This window comes from Ekhidna sp. (assembly GCF_965212185.1).
In the GTDB taxonomy this organism is placed as follows: Bacteria; Bacteroidota; Bacteroidia; order Cytophagales; family Cyclobacteriaceae; genus Ekhidna.
On the sequence record NZ_OZ243102.1, the window covers coordinates 1,425,335 to 1,451,004 of the forward strand.

The 25,670-nt window shown below is 38.9% G+C and carries 26 protein-coding genes; 12 read left to right on the forward strand and 14 right to left on the reverse strand.

The window, feature by feature from the left end:
• Positions 1-11 precede the first annotated feature (11 nt).
• Both ACOMC3_RS06420 and ACOMC3_RS06425 read left to right on the forward strand, forming a co-directional pair.
• Positions 12-3,221: an efflux RND transporter permease subunit gene (locus ACOMC3_RS06420; protein ID WP_420318708.1), complete on the forward strand. Its 3,210-nt coding sequence runs from the start codon at positions 12-14 to the stop codon at positions 3,219-3,221.
• A gap of 20 nt (positions 3,222-3,241) precedes the next feature.
• Complete coding sequence (locus ACOMC3_RS06425) at positions 3,242-4,597, forward strand: TolC family protein (protein ID WP_420318709.1); 1,356 nt, start codon at positions 3,242-3,244, stop codon at positions 4,595-4,597.
• Here the strand turns inward: ACOMC3_RS06425 and ACOMC3_RS06430 are convergent.
• Together ACOMC3_RS06430 and ACOMC3_RS06435 are read right to left on the reverse strand one after the other, a co-directional pair.
• Complete coding sequence (locus ACOMC3_RS06430; RefSeq protein WP_420318710.1) at positions 4,588-4,968, reverse strand: hypothetical protein; 381 nt, start codon at positions 4,966-4,968, stop codon at positions 4,588-4,590. The two genes, ACOMC3_RS06425 and ACOMC3_RS06430, sit on opposite strands and share 10 nt — an antisense overlap.
• Before the next feature lie 90 nt (positions 4,969-5,058).
• Positions 5,059-6,396: a D-alanyl-D-alanine carboxypeptidase gene (locus ACOMC3_RS06435; RefSeq protein ID WP_420318711.1), complete on the reverse strand. Its 1,338-nt coding sequence runs from the start codon at positions 6,394-6,396 to the stop codon at positions 5,059-5,061.
• Between the two features lie 132 nt (positions 6,397-6,528).
• On the opposite strand from ACOMC3_RS06435, the gene ACOMC3_RS06440 reads away from it, so the two are divergent.
• Positions 6,529-7,809, forward strand: a complete 1,281-nt coding sequence (locus ACOMC3_RS06440) for a cation:proton antiporter (RefSeq protein WP_420318712.1) — start codon at positions 6,529-6,531, stop codon at positions 7,807-7,809.
• Between the two features lie 78 nt (positions 7,810-7,887).
• Positions 7,888-8,514, forward strand: coding sequence for a GOLPH3/VPS74 family protein (locus tag ACOMC3_RS06445; RefSeq protein ID WP_420318713.1), 627 nt, complete (start codon positions 7,888-7,890; stop codon positions 8,512-8,514).
• 46 nt (positions 8,515-8,560) lie between these two features.
• On the opposite strand, the gene ACOMC3_RS06450 is transcribed toward ACOMC3_RS06445, so the two are convergent.
• The 4 genes from ACOMC3_RS06450 to ACOMC3_RS06465 form a co-directional block, all read right to left on the reverse strand.
• Complete coding sequence (locus ACOMC3_RS06450; RefSeq protein WP_420318714.1) at positions 8,561-9,010, reverse strand: hypothetical protein; 450 nt, start codon at positions 9,008-9,010, stop codon at positions 8,561-8,563.
• The gene (locus ACOMC3_RS06455) at positions 9,007-10,095 is read right to left on the reverse strand and encodes a potassium channel family protein (RefSeq protein WP_420318715.1); all 1,089 of its coding nucleotides are present in this window, start codon (positions 10,093-10,095) and stop codon (positions 9,007-9,009) included. Before ACOMC3_RS06455 ends, ACOMC3_RS06450 begins: the two co-directional genes overlap by 4 nt.
• Positions 10,096-10,233: 138 nt before the next feature.
• Positions 10,234-10,542 (reverse strand): hypothetical protein, encoded by a 309-nt coding sequence (locus ACOMC3_RS06460; RefSeq protein WP_420318716.1) that lies wholly within the window; start codon positions 10,540-10,542, stop codon positions 10,234-10,236.
• Positions 10,542-11,345 carry an exonuclease domain-containing protein gene (locus ACOMC3_RS06465; RefSeq protein ID WP_420318717.1) on the reverse strand — a complete coding sequence of 268 codons (804 nt, stop codon included), beginning with the start codon at positions 11,343-11,345 and terminating at the stop codon, positions 10,542-10,544. Before ACOMC3_RS06465 ends, ACOMC3_RS06460 begins: the two co-directional genes overlap by 1 nt.
• 165 nt (positions 11,346-11,510) lie before the next feature.
• Here ACOMC3_RS06465 and dnaB point away from each other — a divergent pair, with 165 nt between their 5' ends.
• Entirely contained in the window at positions 11,511-13,043 is a 1,533-nt protein-coding gene (dnaB, locus tag ACOMC3_RS06470; RefSeq protein ID WP_420318718.1) for a replicative DNA helicase, read from the forward strand.
• 92 nt (positions 13,044-13,135) lie between these two features.
• Entirely contained in the window at positions 13,136-14,116 is a 981-nt protein-coding gene (locus ACOMC3_RS06475) for a quinone oxidoreductase family protein (protein ID WP_420318719.1), read from the forward strand.
• Positions 14,117-14,177: 61 nt separating this feature from the next.
• Here the strand turns inward: ACOMC3_RS06475 and ACOMC3_RS06480 are convergent, their stop codons facing one another.
• From ACOMC3_RS06480 to ACOMC3_RS06490, 3 genes are read right to left on the reverse strand one after another with little or no spacing between them, the layout of a single operon-like run.
• Positions 14,178-14,759 (reverse strand): YdeI/OmpD-associated family protein, encoded by a 582-nt coding sequence (locus ACOMC3_RS06480; protein ID WP_420318720.1) that lies wholly within the window; start codon positions 14,757-14,759, stop codon positions 14,178-14,180.
• An 18-nt stretch (positions 14,760-14,777) separates the two neighbouring features.
• On the reverse strand, positions 14,778-15,101 hold the full coding sequence (locus ACOMC3_RS06485) for a tetratricopeptide repeat protein (protein WP_420318721.1): 324 nt from the start codon (positions 15,099-15,101) through the stop codon (positions 14,778-14,780).
• Positions 15,102-15,113: 12 nt separating this feature from the next.
• Complete coding sequence (locus ACOMC3_RS06490; protein ID WP_420318722.1) at positions 15,114-15,500, reverse strand: hypothetical protein; 387 nt, start codon at positions 15,498-15,500, stop codon at positions 15,114-15,116.
• Between the two features lie 134 nt (positions 15,501-15,634).
• Between ACOMC3_RS06490 and ACOMC3_RS06495 the strand changes: the two genes are divergently transcribed.
• A complete protein-coding gene (locus tag ACOMC3_RS06495) occupies positions 15,635-16,213 on the forward strand; it encodes a DinB family protein (RefSeq protein ID WP_420318723.1) in 579 nt (192 codons plus the stop codon).
• 24 nt (positions 16,214-16,237) lie between these two features.
• On the opposite strand, the gene ACOMC3_RS06500 is transcribed toward ACOMC3_RS06495, so the two are convergent.
• The 5 genes from ACOMC3_RS06500 to ACOMC3_RS06520 form a co-directional block, all read right to left on the reverse strand.
• Entirely contained in the window at positions 16,238-17,206 is a 969-nt protein-coding gene (locus ACOMC3_RS06500; protein ID WP_420318724.1) for a YpdA family putative bacillithiol disulfide reductase, read from the reverse strand.
• Between the two features lie 20 nt (positions 17,207-17,226).
• Positions 17,227-17,745 carry a hypothetical protein gene (locus tag ACOMC3_RS06505; protein WP_420318725.1) on the reverse strand — a complete coding sequence of 173 codons (519 nt, stop codon included), beginning with the start codon at positions 17,743-17,745 and terminating at the stop codon, positions 17,227-17,229.
• A 44-nt stretch (positions 17,746-17,789) separates the two neighbouring features.
• Complete coding sequence (locus tag ACOMC3_RS06510; protein ID WP_420318726.1) at positions 17,790-19,007, reverse strand: serine hydrolase domain-containing protein; 1,218 nt, start codon at positions 19,005-19,007, stop codon at positions 17,790-17,792.
• Between the two features lie 3 nt (positions 19,008-19,010).
• Positions 19,011-19,814, reverse strand: a complete 804-nt coding sequence (locus tag ACOMC3_RS06515) for a helix-turn-helix domain-containing protein (RefSeq protein ID WP_420318727.1) — start codon at positions 19,812-19,814, stop codon at positions 19,011-19,013.
• A 248-nt stretch (positions 19,815-20,062) separates the two neighbouring features.
• On the reverse strand, positions 20,063-20,866 hold the full coding sequence (locus tag ACOMC3_RS06520; protein ID WP_420318728.1) for a M57 family metalloprotease: 804 nt from the start codon (positions 20,864-20,866) through the stop codon (positions 20,063-20,065).
• 348 nt (positions 20,867-21,214) lie between these two features.
• On the opposite strand from ACOMC3_RS06520, the gene ACOMC3_RS06525 reads away from it, so the two are divergent.
• From ACOMC3_RS06525 to ACOMC3_RS06545, 5 genes are read left to right on the forward strand one after another with little or no spacing between them, the layout of a single operon-like run.
• Complete coding sequence (locus ACOMC3_RS06525) at positions 21,215-21,952, forward strand: electron transfer flavoprotein subunit beta/FixA family protein (RefSeq protein WP_420318729.1); 738 nt, start codon at positions 21,215-21,217, stop codon at positions 21,950-21,952.
• A 1-nt stretch (position 21,953) separates the two neighbouring features.
• The gene (locus ACOMC3_RS06530; RefSeq protein ID WP_420318730.1) at positions 21,954-22,904 is read left to right on the forward strand and encodes an electron transfer flavoprotein subunit alpha/FixB family protein; all 951 of its coding nucleotides are present in this window, start codon (positions 21,954-21,956) and stop codon (positions 22,902-22,904) included.
• Positions 22,904-23,485: a bifunctional nuclease domain-containing protein gene (locus tag ACOMC3_RS06535; protein ID WP_420318731.1), complete on the forward strand. Its 582-nt coding sequence runs from the start codon at positions 22,904-22,906 to the stop codon at positions 23,483-23,485. Before ACOMC3_RS06530 ends, ACOMC3_RS06535 begins: the two co-directional genes overlap by 1 nt.
• Positions 23,485-24,795, forward strand: coding sequence for a NupC/NupG family nucleoside CNT transporter (locus tag ACOMC3_RS06540; protein WP_420318732.1), 1,311 nt, complete (start codon positions 23,485-23,487; stop codon positions 24,793-24,795). Before ACOMC3_RS06535 ends, ACOMC3_RS06540 begins: the two co-directional genes overlap by 1 nt.
• An 11-nt stretch (positions 24,796-24,806) precedes the next feature.
• Positions 24,807-25,667 (forward strand): FKBP-type peptidyl-prolyl cis-trans isomerase, encoded by an 861-nt coding sequence (locus ACOMC3_RS06545; protein ID WP_420318733.1) that lies wholly within the window; start codon positions 24,807-24,809, stop codon positions 25,665-25,667.
• The last annotated feature ends 3 nt before the right edge of the window (positions 25,668-25,670 follow it).

Below are 25,670 nucleotides of genomic sequence, written 5' to 3' on the forward strand. Positions count from 1 at the left end.
ACTGAATAGATATGACATTTATTAAAAATCTTGTTGAGTATTTTGTCAAGTTCCCAATACTTGCAAATATTCTGATTGCGCTTACGCTCATAGGAGGTATAGTCGCCATAGCAAACACGAAGAAATCATTCTTTCCTACCAGAAGCGATCGTAACATAAATATTTCTGTTACATATCCAGGAGCCTCTCCAGAGGAAATGGAAGAGGGGGTAACCCTTAAAATTGAAGAGGCGATCAATTCCATTCCGGGGATTGATGAGATCATGTCAACTTCTTCTGAAAACTCGGCAAATATTACGCTCGTCACTTTTGATAACTATGATATCGATGATGTCTATACTGAAGTGAAAAATGCAGTAGATGGGATTAATTCATTTCCAGCTGGAGCTGAAAAGCCGATTGTTTTTAAGCAAAAACAGCGATCTACCGCACAATGGTTAGGACTTACCGGAGATGTAGACCTCAAGACACTTAAAAGGTTTGCTGAAGAGATCGAAGATGATCTTTTGGCAATGGAGCCTATCTCGCAGGTCAATGTTACCGGGTTTCCAGCATTGGAAATTTCGATCGAAGTAAGCGAGCAAGATTTATTGCGATACAATCTGACATTTGATCAGGTAGCAAACGCTGTAAGACAAAACAATAGAGATATCTCAGCCGGATCTGTAAAGTCATCTAAAGAGGAAATTTTAATTCGTTCCAAGGCTAAAGAAACGGAGGCATCAGATATATCCAACATCGTTGTAAGAAGTAACGAAGACGGAAGTGAAGTGCTTCTAAAAGACATTGCGGTCATAAAAGAACAGTTTTCAGATGTTCCCTCTAAGGCGATGCTTAGCGGCAAAGAGGCAGTTTTCATTGAAGTAAGAAAATTAGAGACTGAAGATCTGGAAGAGATATCTGAGGTGGTAAACGCTTATGTTGAAGACTTTAATGCTCGTAACAATGCCGTTGAGCTGCACATGACCTGGGATTTCATGAGTATGCTTAATCAGCGATTGGACTTGCTTACCAATAATGGAATCGTAGGACTTTTGTTGGTACTTATTTCGCTTGGCTTGTTTCTAAGTTTAAGATTATCATTTTGGGTGGCTTGGGGAATTCCATCTTCCTTTTTAGGCATGTTCATTCTTGGAGCATTTGTAGGCCTTACGATTAACATGATTTCATTATTCGGGATGATTCTGGTTATTGGAATTCTGGTAGATGATGGAATTGTAATCGCAGAAAATATTTACTCTCATTTTGAAAAGCATGGAAACCCAATTAAAGCGGCTGTTAATGGTACCATTGAAGTACTTCCTGCGGTATTTACTTCAGTTACTACAACCATTGTTGCATTCATGCCGCTCTTGCTCCTGACCGGGGGCTTTGAGTTTCTTCGAGATATGGCATTTGTTGTGTGTTTCAGCCTTGGTTTTTCACTCCTTGAAGCGTTTTTCGTTTTGCCTGCTCACTTGGCTAGTAAGAGTGTGCTGAAAGTAAAAAAGGAAGATACTCGCAGCTATAAGATTAGGAAAGCATTAAACGGTGTTATTGATTACCTAAGAGATAATGTTTATGGTCGTGGATTAAGATTTACTATGCAAAACAGATGGGTATCACTCTCCATGCTTGCCGGATTCTTAATCATTATTATGGGCTTACTGGCAGGAGGGCAGATAAAAGCGACCTTTTTCCCGCAGATTCCATTCAATAGCTTCAATGTAAATATTGCCTTCAAGCCAGGGGAGAGAGAACAAAAAGTAGAAAAGTACTTGGGCATTTTTGAGGATGCCATTTGGAAAGTGAATGATGATCTGAAGAACGAGCTTGGGATTGAAGAAAACATCGTTAACAATACATTCACAAATGTTGGATTTTCTCAGTGGGAGTCAGGATCGCATGCTGGATCAATCAATATCTTCTATAAAGAGCTGGATGATTATGGCATCAACCAATTTGACCTGATCAACAAAATTCAAGCTGAAATTGGACCTGTAACAGAAGCAGAGAAGTTTGCCATTGGTGGAGGTAACAGGTTTGGAAAACCAGTCTCCATCCGGTTAATGGGCAAAAATTATGATGAATTAGGTGAGGCAAAACATTTCTTAAAAGATGAATTAGCTGGTATTGCTGACCTGAAAGAGATTGAGGATAATGTTCCAGTGGGGAGGAGGGAGATGCTATTTGATTTAAGACCGGAGGCGTATTTCTTAGGCTTGAACCATAATGACATCACAAAACAAATGCGTCAAGGGTTCTTTGGTGAGGAGGTTCAGCGATTCATGAAAGGAAATGATGAATTGAGAGTATGGGTCAGGTATCCTGAATCAGGCCGGAAAAGCATTAACCAGCTAGAGGACATCAAAATCAAAACTCCAACCGGACAAGAATTTCCCTTGACACAGCTGGCGGATTATCAAATTGAAAGAGGGGTTTCTGGAATCAAGCATTACAATACCTCAAGAGCAATTACTGTCGAGGCTGAAATGATTGATCCTTTTGGAGAAGTTCCACCAATCCTGAATAAAATTAAGGATGAGATCGTGCCAGAACTGCAGGCTAAATTCCCTTCTGTGGTGGTTGACTATGGCGGCCAATCACAGCAAAGTGCACGAGCTGGTCAAGAGATTGGCTTGTATTTCGGAGGAGCGTTCTTGTTGATCTTCTTTATACTCATGATCACCTTCAGATCTTACTATCAGGCGGTACTCATCATTATGATGATCCCATTGGGGTGGTTTGGAGCGATTTTAGGTCATGGCATTGAAGACTGGATCTCGCCTGCAAAAGAGCTACCGGTTTCGCTATTGAGTGTTTGGGGAATGGTTGCGCTATCTGGAGTGATTATCAATGATGCTGTGGTATTCTTATCGAAATTCAACTCATTGATAAAGAATGAGGGAATGGCAGTTTATCAGGCAGCATATAATGCAGGCCTTTCAAGGTTCCGACCAATAATGCTAACATCGTTAACGACCGTTCTAGGCTTATATCCACTCATTAAGGAAACAAGCTTTCAAGCTCAATTTCTTATTCCTATGGCCATTTCTGTAGCTTATGGAGTGCTGATTGGTACTTTCATCATACTCCTTTATTTCCCGGTATTCATCGTATTGTTCAATGATATAAGAAGAGCTGCCAAATGGCTATGGACTGGTGAAAAACCTACACGAGAAGACGTGGAGCGTGTGCTTATTGACGAACGAAGAATTGAGGAGTACAAGGAATCTGCTTAAAAACTATACTACAACTCAATATGAAGAAACTAATTTTTTCACTTGGAATTCTATGCCTCTCCATTAGTTATGGTCAGGATCAATTATCCCTGTCAGATGCCATTCAAATTGGACTAAGAAGAAACTATGGCATTCTTATAGAGAAGGGTAATGTAGAAGTTGCCACGAATAATAATGACTGGGGACAAGCCGGCAGATGGCCTACGATTAGCCTTACTGTGAATCAAAACAACAATGTAACTGATAATGTCAAAGTAGCATTTCCAACTGCAACTCAAGGACAAACCCGATCAAACTCACTAAATCCACAATTCAATGTTAATTGGACGTTGTTTGATGGGTTTAGAGCCAATATTACAAAGAAAAGACTTGAACTGCTTCAGGCAGAATCGCAGGGTAATGCTTCGGTAGTAATTGCGAATACATTGCAAAGTATCATTTTAGGATATTACCTGGCAGTTTTAGAAAATGAGCGGTTAAATGAGTTTGAGAAGCAGTTAACGCTATCAAGGGATAAATATGATTACATAAGAGTAAAGTCTGATTTAGGAGGAGCTGTTACAACAGATGTTCTACTTGAGGAAGGGAATTATCTAACCGATTCGATCAATTACATCAACCAGCAGCTGGCATACAGAAATGCAGTGAGGGATTTGAATGTATTGTTGGCTGAAGAAAATGTAGCGAAGAACTATGTTTTTACTGACTCTCTACAGCTTCCAGATGAGACCTATACATTTGATGATTTAAGATCACAAATGATTCAGGAAAATGTGGATTTGCAGAAGCAATACATTACACAGACTTTATTGGGTGAAGCTACCAAATTGAGTTATGCTGATCGATATCCTTCTTTGGCTTTGAATGCTTCATTTTCAGAAAATAGAAACAGTTTAGATCTTTCCGAAGCAGTTTTCTTTACTGGTAATGGATTTTCTAGTGGACCTGATACACGGCTCAATAGTGTGACTGATAATTATACCGCCAGTTTCACTCTTTCATATACCTTATTCAATGGAGGCAAAATCAATCGAGCAATTAAAAATGCGATTGTAAATGAGCGTGTGGGTCAACTGAGAGTAGATCAACTGGAGACTTCTCTTGATAGAGATTTGTTGTCAGCATTAGATAGATATAATATTAGAAGACAGCTTTATGCAATCAATGCACGAAGAGAAGATGCAGCTCAAACTAACCTGGATTTGTCAGAAGCAAAATTCAGAAATGGCAGCATCAATTCATTTGATTACAGAGATGTCCAAAACAATTATTTATCATCCTCTATTCTCAAATTGCAGGCTGCTTACAATCTCATCAATTCTAAAATTGAACTCATGAGACTCACTGGTGGAATGATACGAGAGTATCAAAACTGACGAAATAAACTGATTGAAACCTGAGTTACCGGCCCAGCCGTTTTTCGGCCATCCTTAGTAACTGCCGTCCAGTAAAATACTGAGATTCTTTCTGTCTCTTCTGTAAAATGTGTGACTTCTTCGAAGGGAACTTTTAGCACCTTCCTCGCCCCAATTTGTGGTTGGTCATCACCAACCATTGGTGCCCAAGATGAAAGAATTAGTGAGCCTTCATCTACAGCAAAATAGTAAATGGTTTGAAAGGATTGATTTGACAATTTTAGCCTAGCATCTTCAATGCTAATTTCAAGAGGATGAGTAACTGAGTCATCATCAGAGCATGATTGAAATAGTAGAAGGGATAAAACAGACAGGAATAATGCTTTTTTCATATTTTTCTTCTAGTTAATACAATCAAAACATTTATAAACCTTATTGCTAGGATGGGTGGTTTGTAAAGAATTATACATTTACTGGCTGTTTTAGTAGGCATTTCTGATTTCTAATAAGAAACGTTGCATTTCAGCCTTAATTTCCGACGTGGGTTTAGTGTAATGGTTATTCATCAAAGAGAAGATCAATCGTTTACCCGATTTGGTGATCAAGTAGCCACTCAAATTATGATTGTTACTCAAGGTTCCGGTTTTAGCAAAAATGTAAGGGATTTCTTCATCATCAATCAGGTAAAGCTCACTTAAGGTTCCTTCTCCTCCTGTAGGCAGAATGGAGGTTATGCGTTCCCATCCAAATTCATCGTGACACATTTTTAACAGTCGCACCTGATCAACGGGTGAAATAAGATTATATCTGGATAATCCAGATCCATCGACCCAAACGATATCGTTGAGATTAACAAGCCATGTAGCTTTAATGTGTTTGATAAAGTCATTGATTTCTATAAAACCATTTGCATTTGCAGACATCAAAAGAAGTTGCTCGGCCAGGAAGTTATCACTTGGTTTCATCATCTTGCTCAACACTGTATCTACATGATGTGAATAGAGCGTGTCGGTCAATGGGACTTTCATATTCAAGAGTGAAACAGGTGCAGATAGGGTATCATCAAGCAGTTTCATCAATAATTCTTTCGAATACTCGAAAGGAATAAACCGTTCAAAATTGGTGGTATCACTTTCAATGTAAGCTTTAAATACATTGAATTTTAATTCTCTATTCACAAGTTCTCCTGGCTTTTCTTGCTTCAAAACCTCAACATAGTCTTCAAAGAATTGGGGAGTGACGAATAGTGAATCATTGACCTTTTTAATGCTCAAAAGATTTCCATAAATGGGCCACCAGGCTCTTTGTTGCTGATAGCTGTAGATATAATCATCCCACGCCCAGCCAGAGCCGTATGGAGCAATCTGCTCATTTGGCCAGATAATTTTAATATCCGGAGCATTATTTAAAAGTTCGAATGCCTTCTGATTTGGAAACGAATGGTTAAGAAATGTTGGGTCTCCTAAAGGCGCAATAATCAAGGAAGAATCGGTTTTCAAATAATGTAACGAAGGAATGGAGTCTTCGAAACTCTTCAAAGTGGCGTACATGGTAAGCAACTTTGTGTTCGATGCTGGCGTGAATTTCAGTGTTGAATTATAGCTAGCTATAAACTCATTAGCTTCCATGTCATACAAGCTGAAGCCCGTGAATTGACTCGAAAAAACATCAGACTGATTGATTATTTGATTGATGTCTTTTTCAAGAGCAATTTTTTTGACACTGGCGCAATTAGATAAGAATAGGCAATAAAACAATCCATTAATCAGCATCTGATAAGGATTTCTCTCATGTTTGAGTAAGGAAAAATACTGATTCATGAATTTAAATAGTGAATTATGCGTATTTAGAGCTATTTTTCCGTTAGTGAAGTACAATTTTTTTCGTATTCGTAAATTACTTATTTTGCTTTCACTAATCTAAAACCAAAAGAAACTTCTACCTAGTTACCAATGAGTATATTAGAACTAATCACGCTCCTGATTTTTTTGGCTGCCGCCTTTACATTAATCAACATCACCGTGTTAAAGCTTCCATCCACGATAGGATTGATGTTTATAGCACTTGTAATGTCCATATCCATTTTGGTATTGGGATATTTTTTTCCTTCGGTTACTGAAGGAGCAGAGCACATAATTGCAGAATTTGACTTTGAAGAAGTGCTCATGAACGTGATGCTGAATTTCCTCTTATTTGCTGGAGCTCTGTCAACTAACTTAAATAAATTGATTGAAGAGCGGGTCCCTGTAATCATTCTCGCAACCATTGGTACATTGATGTCCACATTCCTTGTAGGATTTCTTGTCTATAACATTTTCCCAATGGTAGGTTATGAAATCGATTTGATCTATTGCTTACTGTTTGGAGCTTTAATATCTCCAACAGATCCAATTGCTGTTTTAGCATTAACTAAGCAATTTGGACTTTCGAAAAAATTAGAAATTAAAATCGCCGGTGAATCACTCTTCAATGATGGGGTGGGTGTTGTGATCTTCCTGACCATTTTAGGAATTGCTAAGGCACAGGCGGGGATTCATGAGCCGGGTGGTCATGGTTCTGAAGAAATAACAGCCGCTAGTGTAGCATTTTTGTTTGGAAAAGAAGTGTTTGGTGGATTATTACTTGGTGCTGGATTTGGTTTTGCAGGTTTTAAGCTTCTTAATTTCATTGATAATGATCATGTTGAATTAGAAGTACTGGTGACACTAACACTCGTGATGGTTGGTGGTCGCTTGGCCGAAATGTTACACGTTTCTGCACCGCTTGGTATGGTTGTGATGGGTTTATTTATTGGTAATCAAGGACGTGATGAAAAGCTAGCAAATGCTACCGGAGAATATGTATTTAAATTCTGGCACTTGTTGGATGAAGCTCTTAATGCTATTCTTTTCATTTTAATTGGACTTGAGATGCTTGTAATTGCCGAATCATTTACAATGAGCAACCTGGCTATTGGAGGAATAGGTATTTTAATAGTACTATTTGCCAGATTCCTTGGCGTGAGCATCCCAATAACAGCCATGAGGAGATTTAGAGAGTTCGAACCGAAAACCATCCAAATCCTAACATGGGGTGGATTGCGTGGTGGTATATCTGTCGCATTGGCGTTATCCCTTACCGATATAGCTTTTCCTGACGCTGTTAAAGACACAATTTTGTTTACTACATATTGTGTGGTAGTATTCTCAATTTTGGTTCAGGGCCTCACAATAGGAGCATTATTGAAAAAATAATCTTTGGGCTATCCTTGTTTAAGTAAAATTTATGAAATTCGCTCTTTGAGAAACATTGCAATTTTTAAATAACCAACTATGAAACTAAGCATTGCCGAAGGATTTTATCTAATTGCTTTAGATGATGAAGAGGGAAGGATTCTAGCTGCGGCCGAAAAGACAGTGGTTCCTGGCGTAATAGCGGCATGTATCCTTGAACTTTACCTATTAAAGAAAATAAAACTTGATGGTGGGAATATTTCGGTGGTAGATACTATAGGAACTGGGAATGGCATTCTTGACAATGTATTAAAGAAGCTGCAGACCGGACCGTCAATTATCGATCAGATAAAAACTCTTTCTGGAAAGTTTAAGGATATTCAAGAGGATTTGAATGCATTACTCGTTCAGAGAGGTATTCTTAAGAAAGAAGAAACTAAGTTGCTTTGGATTCCACTTTCAGATCGCATGGATAATGCTAACTATGCGTTTGAACAAGAAATTAGAAATAACCTTAAAGCGATTGTTTTTAAAAGTGCTAAGCCATCACCTGCATTCACAATCCTTTATTCACTTATTGATGACTGCAACATCCTTAGCGAGGTATTCCAGGACAAGGATGAGTTGATAGATGCTGAAAAAGTTGGTAAAGAAATTATTGGAAGATCTGGAGTCGATGAAAGCCTTGCGCAATCATTGAATATGCTTAAGGAATACTTTGAATAGTTATTCAGATCAATTCAGCTAAAGAAAACATTATTGAAGAGGAGTATTACTCCTCTTCGTCGTTTATGGTATCTTTTGTTGAGGTATTCACTAAATCTTCCTTTTCTAACTCTTCTAATTCTTTATTTTCCTGTTTTAGGAACTCAATCAGTTTAGCTTCAAAAGCAACCTGACCGGAATCTTCAGAAATTTCATACATGCGAGTATATATTTTGTTTTGAAAGTGCTGAAGAGCACGTATGTATGAGATGATTGTATCTTGTTTCTCCATTAGTTTATTAGCTCTGAATGCCATAAAACCAAATCCTTCATGTGGGTTGTTATTATCCCGCTCAGTCAAAATATATTCAACACCATCTACTTTAATCTTGGTAAAGTGGGTATCCTCGAAATTATCGTTGACAGCTCTCGGTCGAAATTCTTCACCCTCATTGATGTCCTTATTTTTACAGGAGATTAGAATCGCCAGTAATCCGAAAAACAAAAGCTTTCTCATTTATTTCTATTTTTTACCATGCCTTCTTCCACGCCGAAAACTCTTTTGAGGAGCTTAAATGCCTTGCCATTTAATAAAATAATCAAGTAATCACCGGAATTTACCTTTAAATCACCCAAAGGATTTTTGATCAACTTTTTTTGTCCAAACTTGTCTCTTTTTGTGATGCCGATTAATACTGAGTTATACCGTTTCTTAAGGTCAAAAAATACATCCTGGTATGCCTTCCCATTGTAAGGGTTGTTTGGAGTAATTAATAGTTGCTTGATGTCGTAATCACTGTCAGATTTGGCGTAGGATAGGACAGATTCGCTATAGGTTGCAACATCAGGCTCAAACATATAGGATGCTAAAAGCTTCGAAGATATCTCTTGAGTAGATATCGTATTACTCACACCAGCTGATAAAAAGGTGTTTTTTAAATCTCCATTTTCAAGAGTGACAACAAACTCTGTTTCTGGAAATACTTTCTTAAGATTTAACACATATACAAGCTTATCAGTATCGTCCATCATATTTACAAAGACAATGTTTGCCTCTTCAATATTGGATTTTTTAATGAGCTCATGATTGTTGTAATCGCAGAAAAGAACAAAAACATTCTTCGGGCTATACTTTTCTCTTATGAGATCCACATCATCCTTTTTATTGGTCACTACAGATACCTGTCTTCCAACTCCAACAAGCTGATCTACAACATGCCAGCCAAATTCATTCCATCCGATTATTACCGCATGATTTGAGAAACTTGTGCCATTGTACCCAAGTTTTTTGTTTTCTTTTATTGTTGTCATAAGCGTCGTAAGTTGTCCAATTAAAATACCGAAAATACCTATACTCGTCAGGATGAAAATCATGGATATATAGCGTCCCCAAACTGTCGCTGGGAATATATCTCCATAGCCGACGGTTGTCAGCGTAACCAATGAATACCAAAAGGCATTTGAATAGTTATTTAATGCCGATTGATTACTGTCTTTTTCAACAAATACCAGTAGCCAAACCAAAAAGAGGTAAATGACTAAAACTAGCGCAATGAAAAAGATCAGGCGAAGACTTGCGTTCTTTTTTAGGTTTGTTGACATAGGCTAGGTAAATGTCAAATATAACATATTCAAGATGTATTTTGACTCAGTAGTTTTTGGGATGAAACAAATAATCAACGAACCCTAAGATAGTAAGAGTATGAATTGAAGTTATTAGGAATTCCTAATTTCTTATCCTTAGTGAATATCGATAATTGTTTCTTTATCAGCTTCTCCTGATTTTCCTGCCCTGAGTATTGCTTTTTTACATTTTATTAAACTCGCAGATGTTAAAGTTGGCTTGATTATCTCCCACAATACTTGAGAATCTTCACAGTAAAAATAGAGAGTACCATGACTACCATCCATAGCTATTTCATGACCATCAAAACTTGCATTTTCATTGGAATCAAGGAGTTCACGAAGTTCTTCTGATAATCTATGAATGGGTTCAAGGCTATTGATCCAACCTTCAAAGTAAACAACGATCGAATGATCCTTAGGCATTATCGATTGAATCCTCTCAACTTAATCTGAGTCAGTTTTCGTTTTGTGTCAAGTGGGAAATCTCCCTTCATTACCCAGTCATAAAAGCTGGGCTCTTTTTCAAGAATCTCTGAAACTGGTTTGCCGCGATGTTTGCCAAAATTGAAGACTTCAATTCCATCTTTATAGATCATTCTTCCTGCAAGGTCTACACGTCCTGATGTGGTCAGGTCATGCAGTTTACCCATATCGTTTTCTATGGTAGCAAGCTTTTTCCCAAGCCCATCAAATGCCTCCTGACCTTCATACTTCTCTATTTGTGAGACTAGTACTTCGTAGGTTGCTTGAGTGTCTGCTAAAGCACTGTGAGCATTTACAAGATCCTTGTCACAAAAGAATTTATATGCAGCAGTCAGGTTTCGTTTTTCCATTAAATGGAAAATTTTTTGAGCATCTACAATTTTTCTATTTTCAATATCGAAATCAACATTAGCCCTTAAAAATTCTTCAACGAGCATCGGCACATCGAATCCCAACACATTGAATCCTGCTAGATCACACCCTTCAAGGTACTGAGCAAGTGATTTTGCTATTTGAGCGAAATTAGGCTCATCTTTTACATCTTCATCGTAAATACCATGAATCAAACTGGTTTCATGAGGAATTGGAATGGTTGGATTGATCTTTCTGCACTTTTCTTCGACCGTACCATCAGGCATGGCCTTCACCATGGCAATCTCTACAATTCTGTCTTGTGATATATTCGTACCGGTTGTCTCAAGATCGAAGACAACCAAAGGATTTTTTAGATTGAGTTTGAACAAAATATTGATTTTAAAGGTATGCGATCAAAGATAGTATAATGCACCAAAGGAACTGAATGATCGTTGTGGATAAGTGGGGGGTAAATCGTGGACGAAATTCACATGTTATCATTTGCTAAAATTTAAGTTTGTAAAACCAATCACTATTTAAAGAACTAAACCTTAATGGAAGGAGCTAAGCAATCATCTACATCAGCAGCAAAAAGTCGCAGAATAGGTCTTTCCACACTTTCAGAACATTTAGGCAAACTGCCTCCACAGGCAGTAGAGATTGAAGAAGCCGTACTTGGAGCATTGATGCTCGAAAGAGATGCGCTTTCAAACGTAATAGATATCCTTCATCCGCAGAGTTTTTACAAAGATGCTCACCAGGAAATTTATGCGGCTATTGTAGTGCTTTTCAATGATAGCCAACCAATTGATATCAAGACAGTCACTCACCAACTTCGCAAGGAGGCAAAATTAGAAGTTGTCGGAGGTGCTCATTTTGTGGCTGAACTGACGACTAAAGTAAACTCGGCAGCAAATATTGAGTATCACGCACGGATCATTGCTGAGCAATCCATCAAGCGAGAATTGATCAGAATTTCTTCAGAAATTCAAAAGGACGCTTATGAAGATACGATTGATGTATTCAAACTACTAGATAGGGCTGAGCAATCACTTTTCGATGTGTCAGAATCTCACATTCGGAAGAACTACGATAAAATGAGTTCATTGATGCACCAGGCCATCGATGAGATTCAAATTAGAAAAGACCGAAAAGACGGCTTGACTGGTGTTCCGAGCGGATTCTCAGCACTGGATCGTGTGACTTCAGGATGGCAACCTTCTGACTTAGTAATCATCGCTGCAAGACCGGGTATGGGTAAGACGGCCTTTGTGGTTTCTGCTCTTCGAAATGCTGCGATTGATTTCAATACACCGGTAGCTATCTTCTCATTAGAAATGTCTTCCGTTCAGTTAGTTAATCGTTTGATCTCTGCAGAAGCTGAATTACCTAGTGAAAAAATTAAAAAAGGAGACCTTGCTGATTATGAGTGGGAGCAGATGATCCACAAAACGCGCAAGTTATCTGAAGCTCCAATCTTCATTGATGATACACCAGCATTAAGTATTCTTGAACTCCGGGCTAAGTGTCGAAGACTTGCAGCTCAACATGGAGTGAAGCTAATCATCATTGACTACCTTCAGTTGATGAGTGGAGATAGCAGCAAAGGAGGAGGAAATAGGGAACAGGAGATTGCATCCATTTCAAGAGCTTTAAAGGGAATCGCAAAAGAACTCAACGTACCAGTCCTTGCACTTTCGCAGTTAAGCAGGGCAGTAGAAACTCGTGGTGGAGATAAACGTCCTCAGCTTTCGGATCTGAGAGAATCTGGGTCAATTGAGCAGGATGCGGATATGGTAATGTTCCTCTATCGTCCGGAATACTACGGATTGGATACCGATGAATCAGGTATGCCACTACAAGGTCTTGGAGAGGTAATTATTGCCAAGCATAGAAACGGTTCACTCGACACTGTCAATCTCAAGTTCATTGGCAAGTTCACCAAGTTCACCGATTGGGATGGAGATCAAGGCGGTGGTTTCGGTGGTTTCCCAGCATCCGGACCAAGTAATTCAGATTTCACCATTACTTTACCAAGTAAGGCCAATGGTGGAGATGAAGGCCCTGAAGATGATGCTCCTTTTTAGTAGTTATTCGATTCAAGTTTTCGAATAATTACATTTCTCAAAATCAACTTCTATACTTGCAACATTAAAACATATTACTTGCTAGTAAGAATATGAAAGCAGTGACGATAACAGAAGAATCGGAACCGATTCAATTGGTAGACATAGATACTCCTGAAGTGTCAGGAGATGAATGCTTAGTTAAAATATCTGCTGCTGCACTTAATCGAAGAGATCAGTGGATCAGAGAAGGAATGTATCCGGGCATTCAATTTGGAACCGTATTAGGTTCTGATGGATGTGGCATAGTTGAAGAAGGTCCTTCTGAATGGAAAGGAAAGGAAGTGATCATCAATCCGAATGTAAATTGGGGAGATAACCCGCAGGCCCAATCTTCTGACTATTCCGTTTTGGGTATGCCAACGAATGGGACACTCGCCGAATACATCAAAGTGCCCTCTCATCGATTGCACCAAAAGCCGTCTCATTTGAGTATGGAAGAAGCTGCTGCATTACCGCTTGCTGGCCTCACTGCATTTCGTGCTACCATCAAAAAAGGAGGCGCAAAAGCTGGAAAAAGGGTGCTTGTTACGGGTGCAGGGGGTGGTGTAAGCCAATTCGCGATTGCATTTGGATTAGCATCTGGAGCTGAGGTTTTTGTCACTAGTGGGAGTGAAGAGAAGATTGAAAGGGTCAAAGAAATGGGAGTGAAGGGTGGTTTTAATTACAAGAATGAAAAGTGGTTTAAAGAGGCCGGACAGACTGGCGGATTCGATACAATCGTTGATAGTGCTGGCGGTAATCAACTGAATAATTACCTCAAGATCGTGAAGCCTGCCGGTAAAATTGTGATGTATGGGAGCACCACTGGTCACCCTGAGAAAGTAGATGTGTTTAGACTCTTCTGGTCGCAAGCACAAATCATGGGCTCCACCATGGGAAGTGATGATGAATTTGTAGAGATGCTGGAGTGGGTAAATAAGCATCAGATCAAGCCAACTGTCAATCAAGTCTATGAGCTGAACGATTATCTAAAGGCATTTGATCGATTTAAAGCACCGGATCACTTCGGGAAGATTGTAGTAAGATTTTGATTAGATTGTCACCCTGAACTTGTTTCAGGGTCTAGATGCTGAAACAAGTTCAGCATGACAGTTACTTATACTTATCATTCAAGCCCACCTTACCCAAAATCATCGGTTTGATTTTCTCCAGACGTTTCTGTTTGGTTTCAGGTCTTTTGGCTTCTGTAATGTGCTGCGCATATTCACGTTTGCAAGAGAGCGATAGAACATCGAATGCTTCGGAAAGTGTACTATCTGAGGCGAGAGCTTCTTTTAGTTCCTCAGGAATAATTAGCGGCTTTTTCTCGGGTTTGATTTCTTTACCATCCTTTTGATTTTGAATGGCTTCTTCAATGTATGATCGAACTAGCTGCTCGTCGATATCATCTATCGACTCAAAGCGCCACTGACGCATGCCTTTGGTTTTTCCTTCCTGTGCGTTGATCAAAACCTTGGCTGGGTCTTTTAAAAAGACCCCATTGAAAAACCACAATCCGGCATAGCTTTTAAAAGCACCAATGCCAGCCACGTTCTTATTCTCCCAGCAATATGTAGGGATGCCCCACTTCATTTTCTCCTCCAATGCGGTGGATTTCAGGATTGACCTTAGTTTTTCAAGTATTGGGCGGTATTCTTCATTCCATGAAAAATACTCTTCGGGGGTTTTGGCCATTTTCATACATCAAAAATATCAATCCCGATCAAATTCAAAATTCAAATAAGCGGCTTTCAACTCCTGAAGTGCTTTCTGGTCATTCTGATCTTCAGCCAGCTTTATTCCTTTTTGAAATACTTCGTCCGCTTTATCCCAGTTTTCGGCTTCCCAGAATAAGTGAGCTGCTTTAAAATAGGTTGGTAGGTAATACGGATGATCAGATAACAAAGATTTTAAAAGTGTAAGCGATTCAGAAGGATTTTTATCATAATACTCCATGGCAAGTGCGTACTTATTGAATGGATTATCAGGCTCTTCATCCATGTACTTTTTGAGCAGTGTAATTCGATCTGAATTCATAGCTCGAATCTATTATATCCGTATCGCTTCCGGGAGTTGTTCTTCAGATTTGTTGATCACAGAATCTATTCCGAAAACTGTAAGCATGACTTTGGCTGCACTTCTGATCATAATATTTGGTGATATGACATAGACTTTCACGATCCGACTCTTGTATTTAGACATAGCCTCATACCACGACTTTCTGGCATTAATCTCAAACCCAGTCATTTCTTGACCATCCCAAACAAATTCGCATTGAGCAGCTGGATGTGCATCCATAAAAGCTGTCAACTCTTTAGTGCCTGATAAAGCAGATTCAACATTGAACTTACCTTTGAACTTAAAGTAGATACAAGGATTATTACTGCTGGAGTCATTAAGGATTCGAATGTCTAACTCAGGGGAAATAAAGTTCATGGCGGTAATTTAAATGTGTTGTGAACTAACTATCGCAAAAATAAAATAGTTAACGAAACGATACGGATGCATTATGAATGAAGTTGCATCAATCAGAGTGATGAATTATGTAAATCCTTTCATAAGTTTATAAGATGAAATCATTTCTTTTAATTCTTGCGATTTTTATTGGAAATCAGGTATTCGCTCAAGGCGATTCAACGGATTATTACTATCAAATTCCAGATTGCCCAGATTCTTACACGGAGGGCACAGTAGCAGCCAGAGTAGTTGATGGTCTTGGTTTTAGGTATTATTGGGGAACAGAGGGTTTGACAGCTAGTGATTTAGCTTATAGACCTAGTGAAGGAGCTCGAAACATTGAAGAGACCATTGACCACATTGTAAGTCTTACACAGATTTTGGCGAATGCTGTTCAAGAAAAACCGTTTGCCGGAGTTGAACTTGAGGGAATGACCTTTGAACAAAAGAGAGAACTTGCCCTTGAAAACATTCATGTGGCAAGTGATATTTTAAAGAATTCAACTGCCGAAGACCTTGCCAAATTTGATATGATCTTTGCTTCAGGTGCTGAATTTCCTTTTTGGAATTTGCTCAATGGACCCATTGCAGATGCCATTAATCATGTGGGACAAATCATAACACTAAGACGTACCAATGGCAATCCAATTTATCAGAATATAAGCGTGCTCCAGGGAAGAGTGAGGGACTAGAGAAAGACCATACTTGTTCAGATATTATTTATCTGTAATTGCTTTTACAATCATCTCTGCATGCTCCCTGGAGTTTTCGATAAACCATGCATTGGTTTTTAATCCCCCACAAATGACTCCTGCAAGGTATACACCCTCAATGTTTGTCTCCATGGTATTTTCATGATAAACAGGTGTTTTAAATTCATCATCTCCGATCTTGACACCAACATGTTTAAGAAATGAGAAATCAGGTTGATAGCCTGTCATGGCCAGTACAAAATCATTGGAAATGGTAATTTGCTTGCCAGGAGTTTTTATATCAATAGAATGCTCCTCAATGTTGGTTATGTTACTTTCAAAATAGGCAGTTATGGATCCTTCAGCAATCCGATTATCTATATCAGGCTTCACCCAATATTTCACACGTGGATTGATTTCTTTTTCTCGAATCACCATGGTCACAGATTTAGCACCTTTACGGTATACTTCCAGCGCCACATCTACGGCTGAATTAGCTGCACCAACAACCGCAACATCCATGTCATAGTAGGGATGTGGCTCATCGTAATAATGCTTCACTTTGGGAAGATCTTCGCCGGGAGCATTAAGCATATAAGGTAAATCATAAAAACCAGTGGCAATGATTAGGTTCTTTGCCTGATATGTTCTCTTACTCGATTGGATTTGAAATATGTCTTTCTCTTTTTTAACCTTTTCAACTTGTTCATAAAGGTGTGTATTTAGACTCCATGATGAAGCCACACGACGATAATACTCGAGCGCCTCTGGACGCGTAGGTTTCGGATTATGAGAGATAAATGGAACGCCTCCAATCTCTAAACGATCAGAAGTAGAAAAGAAGGTCATGTTACGAGGGTAGTTGTACAGTGAGTTCACCAGGCAACCCTTATCAACTATGACATAATTGAGGTTAGCTTTTTCACATTCAATACCACAGGCCAGTCCAATTGGACCTGCTCCAACAATTAGAACATCAACTTCTTCGCTCATGCTGCGAAGGTAAATTCGGATTAATTCTCAGGACAGAAAACAAGGGTAAAGTTTCCATTCACGGAGTTTTCAGCATCCATTCTTGCATCCATTCTTCCGGTTAGCTGAGTATCTGTAATGGTGAGAATTTCAACTGCTCCAAAAGTTGCAATATTATGGACTTGTCCTTCAGGATTATAAAGTGTTACAGTTTGACCTTCAAAGGTGTTTAGATTAATAAAAAGTTCATAGAGACCCACTTCATTGGTAATCTCAAAAAAGACTTTTAACTGATCTCCAAAGCCAATAAATCCACAGACATCATCAAATTGCTCATCTGCATGATGAAAATCTAATGATATATCTCCTTCCGTGAAGAAAGAGGCCTCAAATGTTCCTTCTCCAAATACAAAAGGTAGTCCATCAATGGTTCCTTGTAGGTTTTGATCAATGAAATCATAACCTGCTGAAGGCTCATCATCATCACTTCCACATGACGATAATGATAAAATTAGAGCAGAAACAAAGCAAAGTAGAAGTAGCTGGTGTAAGTTTTTCATAGTGGTAATTTTTAGTGAGTATTTAAATTTAGTAATAATCTCATTCAATTAAATACCTCATGAATTTTTATCAATTCTTCCACAACAGGAGCTATAATATCAAATAATTCAAACCTTCCTCTTTGACCTGACTTATTCATTGTTATTGCGACTACCAGATCATATTCCGGATACACCACCAGCAATGCAAGCCCCCCCATGGCCATTCCTCCATGATGGATCACTTCTACTTTTTTGGTGCCGTCAAAGTATTTTTCGGAGAAATCATGCCGCCAACCCAATGCATAATTTTGTTCATTAATGGAGCCATCATTCAAGGCTTGTGGTGAAGTAAGCATTTCTATAGTTCTGGGACTCAGAAATGATGAATCAAGTAAGGCATTGCCAGCCCGTACTAAATCCGAAGGAGTGGAGATGAATCCTCCACCGGCCCATTTGTTGCTTAGATTAACGGTGAATGACCGCTTGTATGATCTATTTTCTACATCATATGGAGTGGCTCTATTTGCATATTCTTTTGGTTTATCCGCTTCGGTATTGTGGATTTGCAATGGACTAAATACATATTCACCCATATAACTCAGGAAATTCCTATCAGAAGCACGTTCTATTGCATAGCTGAGTGCGACATAGTTATAAGAACTGTATGAAAATGACTCACCAGGGTTAAAAAGGAGGGGATCATCCTTAAAATCTGATAGACTTTGTTTGATCGATTGGAAGTTCTTATCCCTATAATATTCCCAGATCGGAAAGCAAAAGCAAACACCGTAGTTCCGAATTCCAGATTGATGGGATGCCAATTGTCGAATGGTAATGTCAGGCTTCCCCTCAAAAATTGGAGCATAGAATTGAAGGGAAGAATCAAGGTGAATTTGATTTTTTTCAATTGCTCGGCCTAGCCCAAGAGAAGTAAGTGCTTTGGATACACTTCCTATTCTGTATTTGGTAGCTGTGTCAGCGGGCAATCTTTTTTCCAGATCCTTAAAACCAACCGCATAAGACCAGATCATTCTTCCATGAATCATCGCAGCGATGGAGATGGATGGTGCTTCGCTGGTATTCAAAACACTATCTAAATGTTGTTTAGAAGAGTTGATGGCTTCTATATATATTGGATCTTCCATTCCTTCAAATGAAATCTCATTTCGATCTTCAGGAATTAGATTCCATCCAAAATTCCATTCAATGATGGGTTGAAAAAGGGCATAGGCTAGCCCTGCCACTCCAATTAGAGCAAGCGCACAAAAAGATATTTTCATGATTTAGGCTTTTATTCGTTCAGATTTGATGAACTCATACCCTTTGAAAAGAAGGATTACTTCAAGGATAATGGCCGGTATGAGCATGATGTAACCCATCAAAAAGCCAATGACAATTAAGAAGCAACTTCCGGCTATTATCTCAATTATTCCAGCTGCTTTGGCAAGTACACCCATTCCATCCTGAAGTCTTATGAGGCCTATTCCTATAAGAATACCTATGACCCCTACAGACATTGATTCACCAACACCAATCATGATGTAGTTGCTTTCACTGATTTCAATAAATATTGAGCTTATATCAAGTATGGTTATGAATGCAAATAAACCAATCATGATATATGAAGATATTTTGAGTAAATAATTGTTGAAGTAGTCGGCTAGCCTAATCAATCCATACATGAAGATTGTATAGGAAATGAAATACAGTAGCTTCATAGGAATATAAAATGCAGCTGACATATTGGAATCCCCATTTTCATATCTGTCTATTTCGATAGCTCCATCGATGAAGCCAACCACAAAATATACAATACCTGCAATCCAGGCAGCTTGCAGCCATGATTGTAGGGAGGAGAGATAAGCTTCAGATTTGGTAGTTTTTGTAGTTTCTTTAAATTCTTCAAGATCAACTTCCAGTGCAGAGAGTAGAATTTTAACGGTAGAGATCCTTGGTGTTACCTCACCTGATTCGATTCGCTGAATGGTTCTTACACTTACATTACATGCCTCTACAAGTTCTTCTTGAGTCATGTTCTTTTGCTGGCGCAATTCAATTAGTTTTTGTCCTAGTTCGGGCTGTTTCATTTTAGTTTTTTCAGCAATTCTACCCCTAAGCTATGGCGTTTCGCAAGAAAATAGGAGGGATTATACCCGTCATTTACCCGTCAAATTGTTTAAGGAGCTTTTGAGGTAGAAAATTCATTGCATCTACAATCAGATATTTCAAATAATCAAGAGAAATAGCATATTAGCTGATTATGGATTTGTGGCATTTGATAAAAAAAGGCGCAGTAAAACTGCGCCTAAGTAAAGTGGATTTGAACAAGAGGATTTTAATAAACGTACCCTAATGCTGTTTTATCGTCATTGGTGAATGGACGATCACCCTCTGGGCTGCCGCATGCCAGCATCCAACTATTGGCACTTGGACCCGATGGTGTGCCGGGAATGTAGTTGGCTCCAACACCTCCATCACCTTCATTATCAGGTGCTCCCCCGCAGCTATAGCTTCTATCCATGTAATCTGTGTGACGGAAACCAATGCAATGCCCCATTTCATGAGCAATGGTTGTAGCAAGCCCATTGATATTGGATACATTGTCGTAGTATGCTCTGGTCATTAGAATGGTACCATAGGGATTTCCATTTTCAGGGAACCCAGCAGACCCCAAAATACCAAACCAGTAGTAGTACCAAGGAGAGGCTCTGATAGTTATGTCAGCCTGACTTGAACTTGTTACTCTGTTGAAAGTTAGGTTCAGATTTTCGGAATTATACCTTGTAATAGCAATGTCAGTTGCTTGCGCATACTTCGTTGGCATGCTTCTAACATAAACATTGATAGTTCTGGGTGTTCCGGTCACTAGACTGTTGGTGTGATAATGCTCTTCTACTGGAAGACCATTACTTGGAGACATTTTGTCTAGCTGATCCAATGTAATAAGTATGTCACCTTCAATGAAAAGTTGACCATCATACATTTTTACTTCATCAGCATTGAATCCAAGACCTGAAATTTTTTGCAAAATTTCATTGGGTACTTCTTCCAAAACTGGTTGTTGGGTTTCGTTCTCCTGGCATGACCATAGCAATACCAGGGTTAGGGCTAGTAAGCCCCACTGATTTAATCTTCTCATAGTGTTAAAATTTGGTTCTTAAATGAAATTTAAAGAAAATAGTGAGATTATAAAACCATTGTAAAAGAAAATAAAAGAAGAACGTTCGAAATGACTATATAGAAATGCTTTAATAATTATTTGAATTTCTTTTTACTAAAAGAGGGAATCTAGCTTCTCAAATTCTCTATAATTACTAACTTCGAGGTTCGAAAATTAGCGGGTCTGAACCGTTTCACTTCTCGCTTGTTCTAAATAAAAAAACACTCGATTAGATAAATGAAATGAGCATGAAATTGATAAACACCAATTTAGGTTGAATATCACTTGTGCGAATTCCATGTGACTATTTAAAATTAATTTATACACATGAAAATATTAGTTTGTATTACGCATGTGCCTGATACTACGTCGCGCATTGCATTCACCGACGGTGATACTAAGTTTGATAAAAATGGAGTTCAGTTCATCATTGGTCCATACGACGATTACGCCCTTGCAAGGGCAGTAGAGCTGAAAGAACAAACCGGAGGAAGTATTACCGTTTTAAATGTAGGTGAAGCTGAAACTGAACCAACCATAAGAAAAGCGCTTGCAATTGGTGCCGATGAAGCCATTCGTATAAATGCTTTCCCTGAGGATGCATTGTTTGTTTCCAAGCAGATCGCGGCTGTAGCCACGGATGGAGGATATGACTTAATATTAATGGGACGAGAATCCATTGACTTTAATGGCGGACAAGTTCATGGCATGGTAGGAGAGTTATTAGGAATTCCTTCCGTGTCACCTGTAATGACTTTAGATATTGATGGTGAAACAGCAAAAATTTCACGAGAGATTGAAGGAGGTAAGGAATACATGGAGCTTCCATTACCATTTGTAGCAGGCTGTCAGGAACCAATCGCAGAATGGAAAATTCCTAACATGCGGGGAATTATGAGTGCACGAACTAAACCATTGGAAGTAAAAGAGCCAACAGGTGATGCACCTAAAACTAAGGTTTCAAAATTTGAATTACCACCTGCAAAAGGTGATGTCAAGTTGGTTGACCCTGACAATATGGATGAACTAGTTAATTTATTGAAAAACGAAGCAAAAGTTATATAACATGGCAGCATTAGCATTTGTAGAATTAGACGAAGGAAAAGTAAAGAAATCATCTCTGGAGGCCGTAAGCTATGCTCAAGCTGTCGCGGGTGACGTAACTGCTATTGTTTTTGGAAAAACGGATGATTTGGACGTCATTGGTCAAGCTGGCGCAAGCAAGGTTTTAAACGTGACTGATGATAAGCTAGCATCTCCAAATATTATGGCATATGCATCAGCCATAGCTGAAGCGATGAGCCAAGAAGGTTCAGACCTTCTTGTTTTGGCTAAGAGTTCGTTGGGTGATCCTGTTTCAGCCAGAGTTTCCATAAAAGTTGATGCGGCTTTAGCTTCTAATGTTGCTGACTTGCCTGATACTTCAGGTGGATATTCAGTTAAGAAAAGCATTTATACTGGTAAGGCATTTGCCAATACCAATCTTGAAGGTGATAAGAAAATCATTATAATTAAGAAAAATGCCATAGCAATAAAAGAAGATGGAGGGGCTCCACAAGTTCAAGAATTTGCGCCAACTATCAATGATTCAGACTTTACTGTAAAGACCACAAAAACTGAAAAAGCAGAGGGAGATATTCTACTTCCGGAAGCAGACTTGGTTGTGTCTGGAGGTAGAGGACTTAAGGGACCTGAAAACTGGGGAATGATAGAAGAGTTGGCAAAAACACTAGGTGCAGCGACAGGGTGTAGCAAGCCGGTTTCTGACATGGATTGGAGACCTCATCATGAGCACGTAGGACAAACCGGCATAAAAGTTAGTCCTTCATTGTATATTGCTATTGGTATTTCCGGTGCAATCCAACATTTGGCAGGGGTAAACTCTTCTAAATTCATACTAGTGATCAATAAAGATCCGGAAGCACCATTTTTTAAGGCTGCTGATTATGGTGTCGTAGGCGATGCGTTTGATGTAGTTCCAAAATTGACTGAAGCAATTAAGAAGGCGCAGGGTTAATGTCCGGTGAAAAAATAAAATTAGAGATATTGGGATTGTCTTCAAGTCAATCCCAATCTGGCTCTTTTGCACTTGTACTTGGAGAGGCTGGTGGAAATAGGAGATTGCCTATTATCATAGGAATGTTTGAAGCTCAGGCTATCGCTATAGAGATAGAGAAGATAGTTCCTAACCGTCCAATGACGCATGATCTATTCAAAGCATTTTCACATCATTTTGACATATCTATCAAGGAAGTTTATATCTCTGACTTAAAAGAAGGAGTATTTTTCGCAAAAATCATTTGTGAGCATGATGGTAAAATAGTCGAGCTAGATTCACGGCCATCAGATGCAATTGCCATCGGATTAAGATTCAACGTGGATTTTTATACCAATGAAAGTATTTTAACTGAAGCAGGTATAGTACTTACGGATGAATATGAGGAGGAAATCGCGCAGAGAGAGGTTCAAAAATCTGAAAAAACAAGCATCGAAGACTTATCTTCCAGTGAACTTGAAAAACTTCTAACAGAGGCCCTGGATAAGGAAGATTACGAAAAGGCAGCTCGAATTCGAGATGTACTGAACAAGCGAAATTAATGGAATATCTAAGGGGTACAGCTGGTCTAATTTGTCTGGTAGCAATAGCTTGGGTACTTTCAAAGAACAGAAAGCAAGTAGATTTTAGACTCGTTGGCATTGGTATCATTATCCAGGTGTTTATAGGATTGATGATAGCAAATGTCGATTTTGTGAATCAGCTATTCTCATGGGTAAGTGCCGGGTTTGTAAAGTTTTTAAATTTTGGACTGAAGGGGGCTGAATTCTTATACGGTGATCTTGCAAAAAATAGTGAAGCTGTTGATGCTAAACATAACCTCGGTTTTCTTTTTGTATTTCAAGCCCTTCCAACGGTTATTTTCTTCTCGGCTGTAACTGCAGGGCTCTATTACCTTGGCTTACTTCAAAAGATCGTTTATGGGTTTGCGTGGATTATGGCCAAAACAATGCGATTGTCCGGAGCAGAAAGCTTATCTGCTGCAGGGAACATTTTTTTAGGTCAAACAGAGGCTCCACTCTTGGTCAGGCCATTTATTGGTAAAATGACAAATTCGGAGCTTAATTGTCTGATGACAGGTGGTATGGCCACCATAGCTGGAAGTGTATTGGGAGCCTATGTATCATTTTTGGGAGGAGGTGATCCGGAGCAGCAACAAGTTTTTGCAACCTATCTTTTGAGTGCTTCCATAATGAACGCACCAGCAGCCATAGTAATGGCAAAAATATTTCTACCTGAAAACGAACCAGAAAAGATTGATGGGAGTCTTAAAGTAAATAAAGAAAATATTGGCGTAAACTTAGTTGATGCACTTGCAAGGGGAGCATCCGATGGAGTAAAGCTTGCACTAAATATTGCCGGAATGTTATTGGCATTTATAGCGGTCATTTTTGCTTTGAACTGGATTTTGGTTGACGGAATCGGCGAATTGTTCGGTTTGAATGAAATGGTTGTAAGAACGACGGATGGAGCTTTTGAAGGATTTTCACTTCAATACATCCTGGGACAAGTGTTTAGAGTTTTTGCATTTATCATGGGTGTTGAATGGGCAGAAACCATTAAAGTAGGGAGTCTATTGGGACAAAAAACGGTGATAAACGAATTTGTGGCTTATCTAAGCTTAGCGGAAATGAAAGCTGCTGGGTTGCTTTCTGAGAAATCAATTATTATTTCTACCTACGCATTGTGTGGTTTTGCAAACTTTAGTTCCATAGCCATTCAAATTGGTGGAATTGGAGGTATGGCACCAAACAGACAGGCGGATCTTTCAAAACTTGGCTTAAGGGCACTAGTCGCCGCTACTTTAGCAACTATGATGACAGCAACCATAGCTGGTGCACTTTTCGGATAAATCTTACCATAATGAAGAAATTAATACTACTATCTACAATTTTAGGATTCCTTTTTATCTCAGGATGTGGGAAGGATGAAGATGGGTTAACGGAGGAGCAGCAGCTAGCTGCAGATTTACAGTTAATCGATAGTTACCTTGAGAGCAACAACATCGATGCTGAACTACATGAATCAGAAATCAGATATGTTGTAGAAGTTGAAGGCACTGGAGAATCTCCAGCTTCAGACGCAAATGTCATTGTGAAGTATGAGGGAAGGTATTTAAACGATAATGTTTTCGATAGAAACTTCCTGGGAGTTAATTTCAAAATTAACCAGCTCATAGAAGCATGGGAAATCATGATTCCAGAAATGAAAGAGGGTGGTAAAATGACCATTTTTATACCTTCTAAGTATGGATATGGAACCCGTGGAAATAGTTTGATCCCACCAAATACGGTTCTTGTATTCGATATAGAATTAGTTTCTCTTGTGCGGTCGGAGAGTGAGCAGCTTGCCATTGATATTGAAAAAATTGAAGAGTACCTGGCTAATAATGATATCACCGCTGAAGTGCATAATACTGGCATTAGGTATCAGACAATAACGGAAGGCACTGGATTAAGTCCAACGCTCGATGATCTGATTGTTCTCAATTATTCAGGGCAATTATTGGAGAATGAAATAATCATTGATGAAGGGACCGCAGAACCCATTCGATTGAATACTCAAATTAGTGCTTTGAAAACTATGGTGCCAACAATGAAAGAGGGAGGTAAAATGATCATTTACGCCCCCTCTGGTTTTTGTTATGGTAATATAGGTGATGGTGTAAGCATTCCACCGAATGCAAATTTCATTTTTGAAATTGAATTGCTGTCAATCAACTAGCTT

Excerpts from the sequence above, each read along its gene's own strand:
- ACOMC3_RS06435 (WP_420318711.1), bottom strand. The coding sequence starts at position 6,396 with ATGAATCAGTATTTTTCCTTACTCAAACATGAGAGAAATCCTTATCAG.
- ACOMC3_RS06525 (WP_420318729.1), top strand. The coding sequence starts at position 21,215 with ATGAAAATATTAGTTTGTATTACGCATGTGCCTGATACTACGTCGCGC.
- ACOMC3_RS06480 (WP_420318720.1), bottom strand. The coding sequence starts at position 14,759 with ATGGCCAAAACCCCCGAAGAGTATTTTTCATGGAATGAAGAATACCGC.
- ACOMC3_RS06490 (WP_420318722.1), bottom strand. The coding sequence starts at position 15,500 with ATGAACTTTATTTCCCCTGAGTTAGACATTCGAATCCTTAATGACTCC.
- ACOMC3_RS06455 (WP_420318715.1), bottom strand. The coding sequence starts at position 10,095 with ATGTCAACAAACCTAAAAAAGAACGCAAGTCTTCGCCTGATCTTTTTC.
- ACOMC3_RS06520 (WP_420318728.1), bottom strand. The coding sequence starts at position 20,866 with ATGAGAAGATTAAATCAGTGGGGCTTACTAGCCCTAACCCTGGTATTG.
- ACOMC3_RS06500 (WP_420318724.1), bottom strand. The coding sequence starts at position 17,206 with ATGAGCGAAGAAGTTGATGTTCTAATTGTTGGAGCAGGTCCAATTGGA.
- ACOMC3_RS06530 (WP_420318730.1), top strand. The coding sequence starts at position 21,954 with ATGGCAGCATTAGCATTTGTAGAATTAGACGAAGGAAAAGTAAAGAAA.
- ACOMC3_RS06535 (WP_420318731.1), top strand. The coding sequence starts at position 22,904 with ATGTCCGGTGAAAAAATAAAATTAGAGATATTGGGATTGTCTTCAAGT.
- ACOMC3_RS06430 (WP_420318710.1), bottom strand. The coding sequence starts at position 4,968 with ATGAAAAAAGCATTATTCCTGTCTGTTTTATCCCTTCTACTATTTCAA.
- dnaB (WP_420318718.1), top strand. The coding sequence starts at position 11,511 with ATGGAAGGAGCTAAGCAATCATCTACATCAGCAGCAAAAAGTCGCAGA.
- ACOMC3_RS06450 (WP_420318714.1), bottom strand. The coding sequence starts at position 9,010 with ATGAGAAAGCTTTTGTTTTTCGGATTACTGGCGATTCTAATCTCCTGT.
- ACOMC3_RS06505 (WP_420318725.1), bottom strand. The coding sequence starts at position 17,745 with ATGAAAAACTTACACCAGCTACTTCTACTTTGCTTTGTTTCTGCTCTA.
- ACOMC3_RS06545 (WP_420318733.1), top strand. The coding sequence starts at position 24,807 with ATGAAGAAATTAATACTACTATCTACAATTTTAGGATTCCTTTTTATC.
- ACOMC3_RS06420 (WP_420318708.1), top strand. The coding sequence starts at position 12 with ATGACATTTATTAAAAATCTTGTTGAGTATTTTGTCAAGTTCCCAATA.
- ACOMC3_RS06445 (WP_420318713.1), top strand. The coding sequence starts at position 7,888 with ATGAAACTAAGCATTGCCGAAGGATTTTATCTAATTGCTTTAGATGAT.
- ACOMC3_RS06510 (WP_420318726.1), bottom strand. The coding sequence starts at position 19,007 with ATGAAAATATCTTTTTGTGCGCTTGCTCTAATTGGAGTGGCAGGGCTA.
- ACOMC3_RS06515 (WP_420318727.1), bottom strand. The coding sequence starts at position 19,814 with ATGAAACAGCCCGAACTAGGACAAAAACTAATTGAATTGCGCCAGCAA.
- ACOMC3_RS06495 (WP_420318723.1), top strand. The coding sequence starts at position 15,635 with ATGAAATCATTTCTTTTAATTCTTGCGATTTTTATTGGAAATCAGGTA.
- ACOMC3_RS06425 (WP_420318709.1), top strand. The coding sequence starts at position 3,242 with ATGAAGAAACTAATTTTTTCACTTGGAATTCTATGCCTCTCCATTAGT.
- ACOMC3_RS06475 (WP_420318719.1), top strand. The coding sequence starts at position 13,136 with ATGAAAGCAGTGACGATAACAGAAGAATCGGAACCGATTCAATTGGTA.
- ACOMC3_RS06440 (WP_420318712.1), top strand. The coding sequence starts at position 6,529 with ATGAGTATATTAGAACTAATCACGCTCCTGATTTTTTTGGCTGCCGCC.
- ACOMC3_RS06485 (WP_420318721.1), bottom strand. The coding sequence starts at position 15,101 with ATGAATTCAGATCGAATTACACTGCTCAAAAAGTACATGGATGAAGAG.
- ACOMC3_RS06540 (WP_420318732.1), top strand. The coding sequence starts at position 23,485 with ATGGAATATCTAAGGGGTACAGCTGGTCTAATTTGTCTGGTAGCAATA.
- ACOMC3_RS06460 (WP_420318716.1), bottom strand. The coding sequence starts at position 10,542 with ATGCCTAAGGATCATTCGATCGTTGTTTACTTTGAAGGTTGGATCAAT.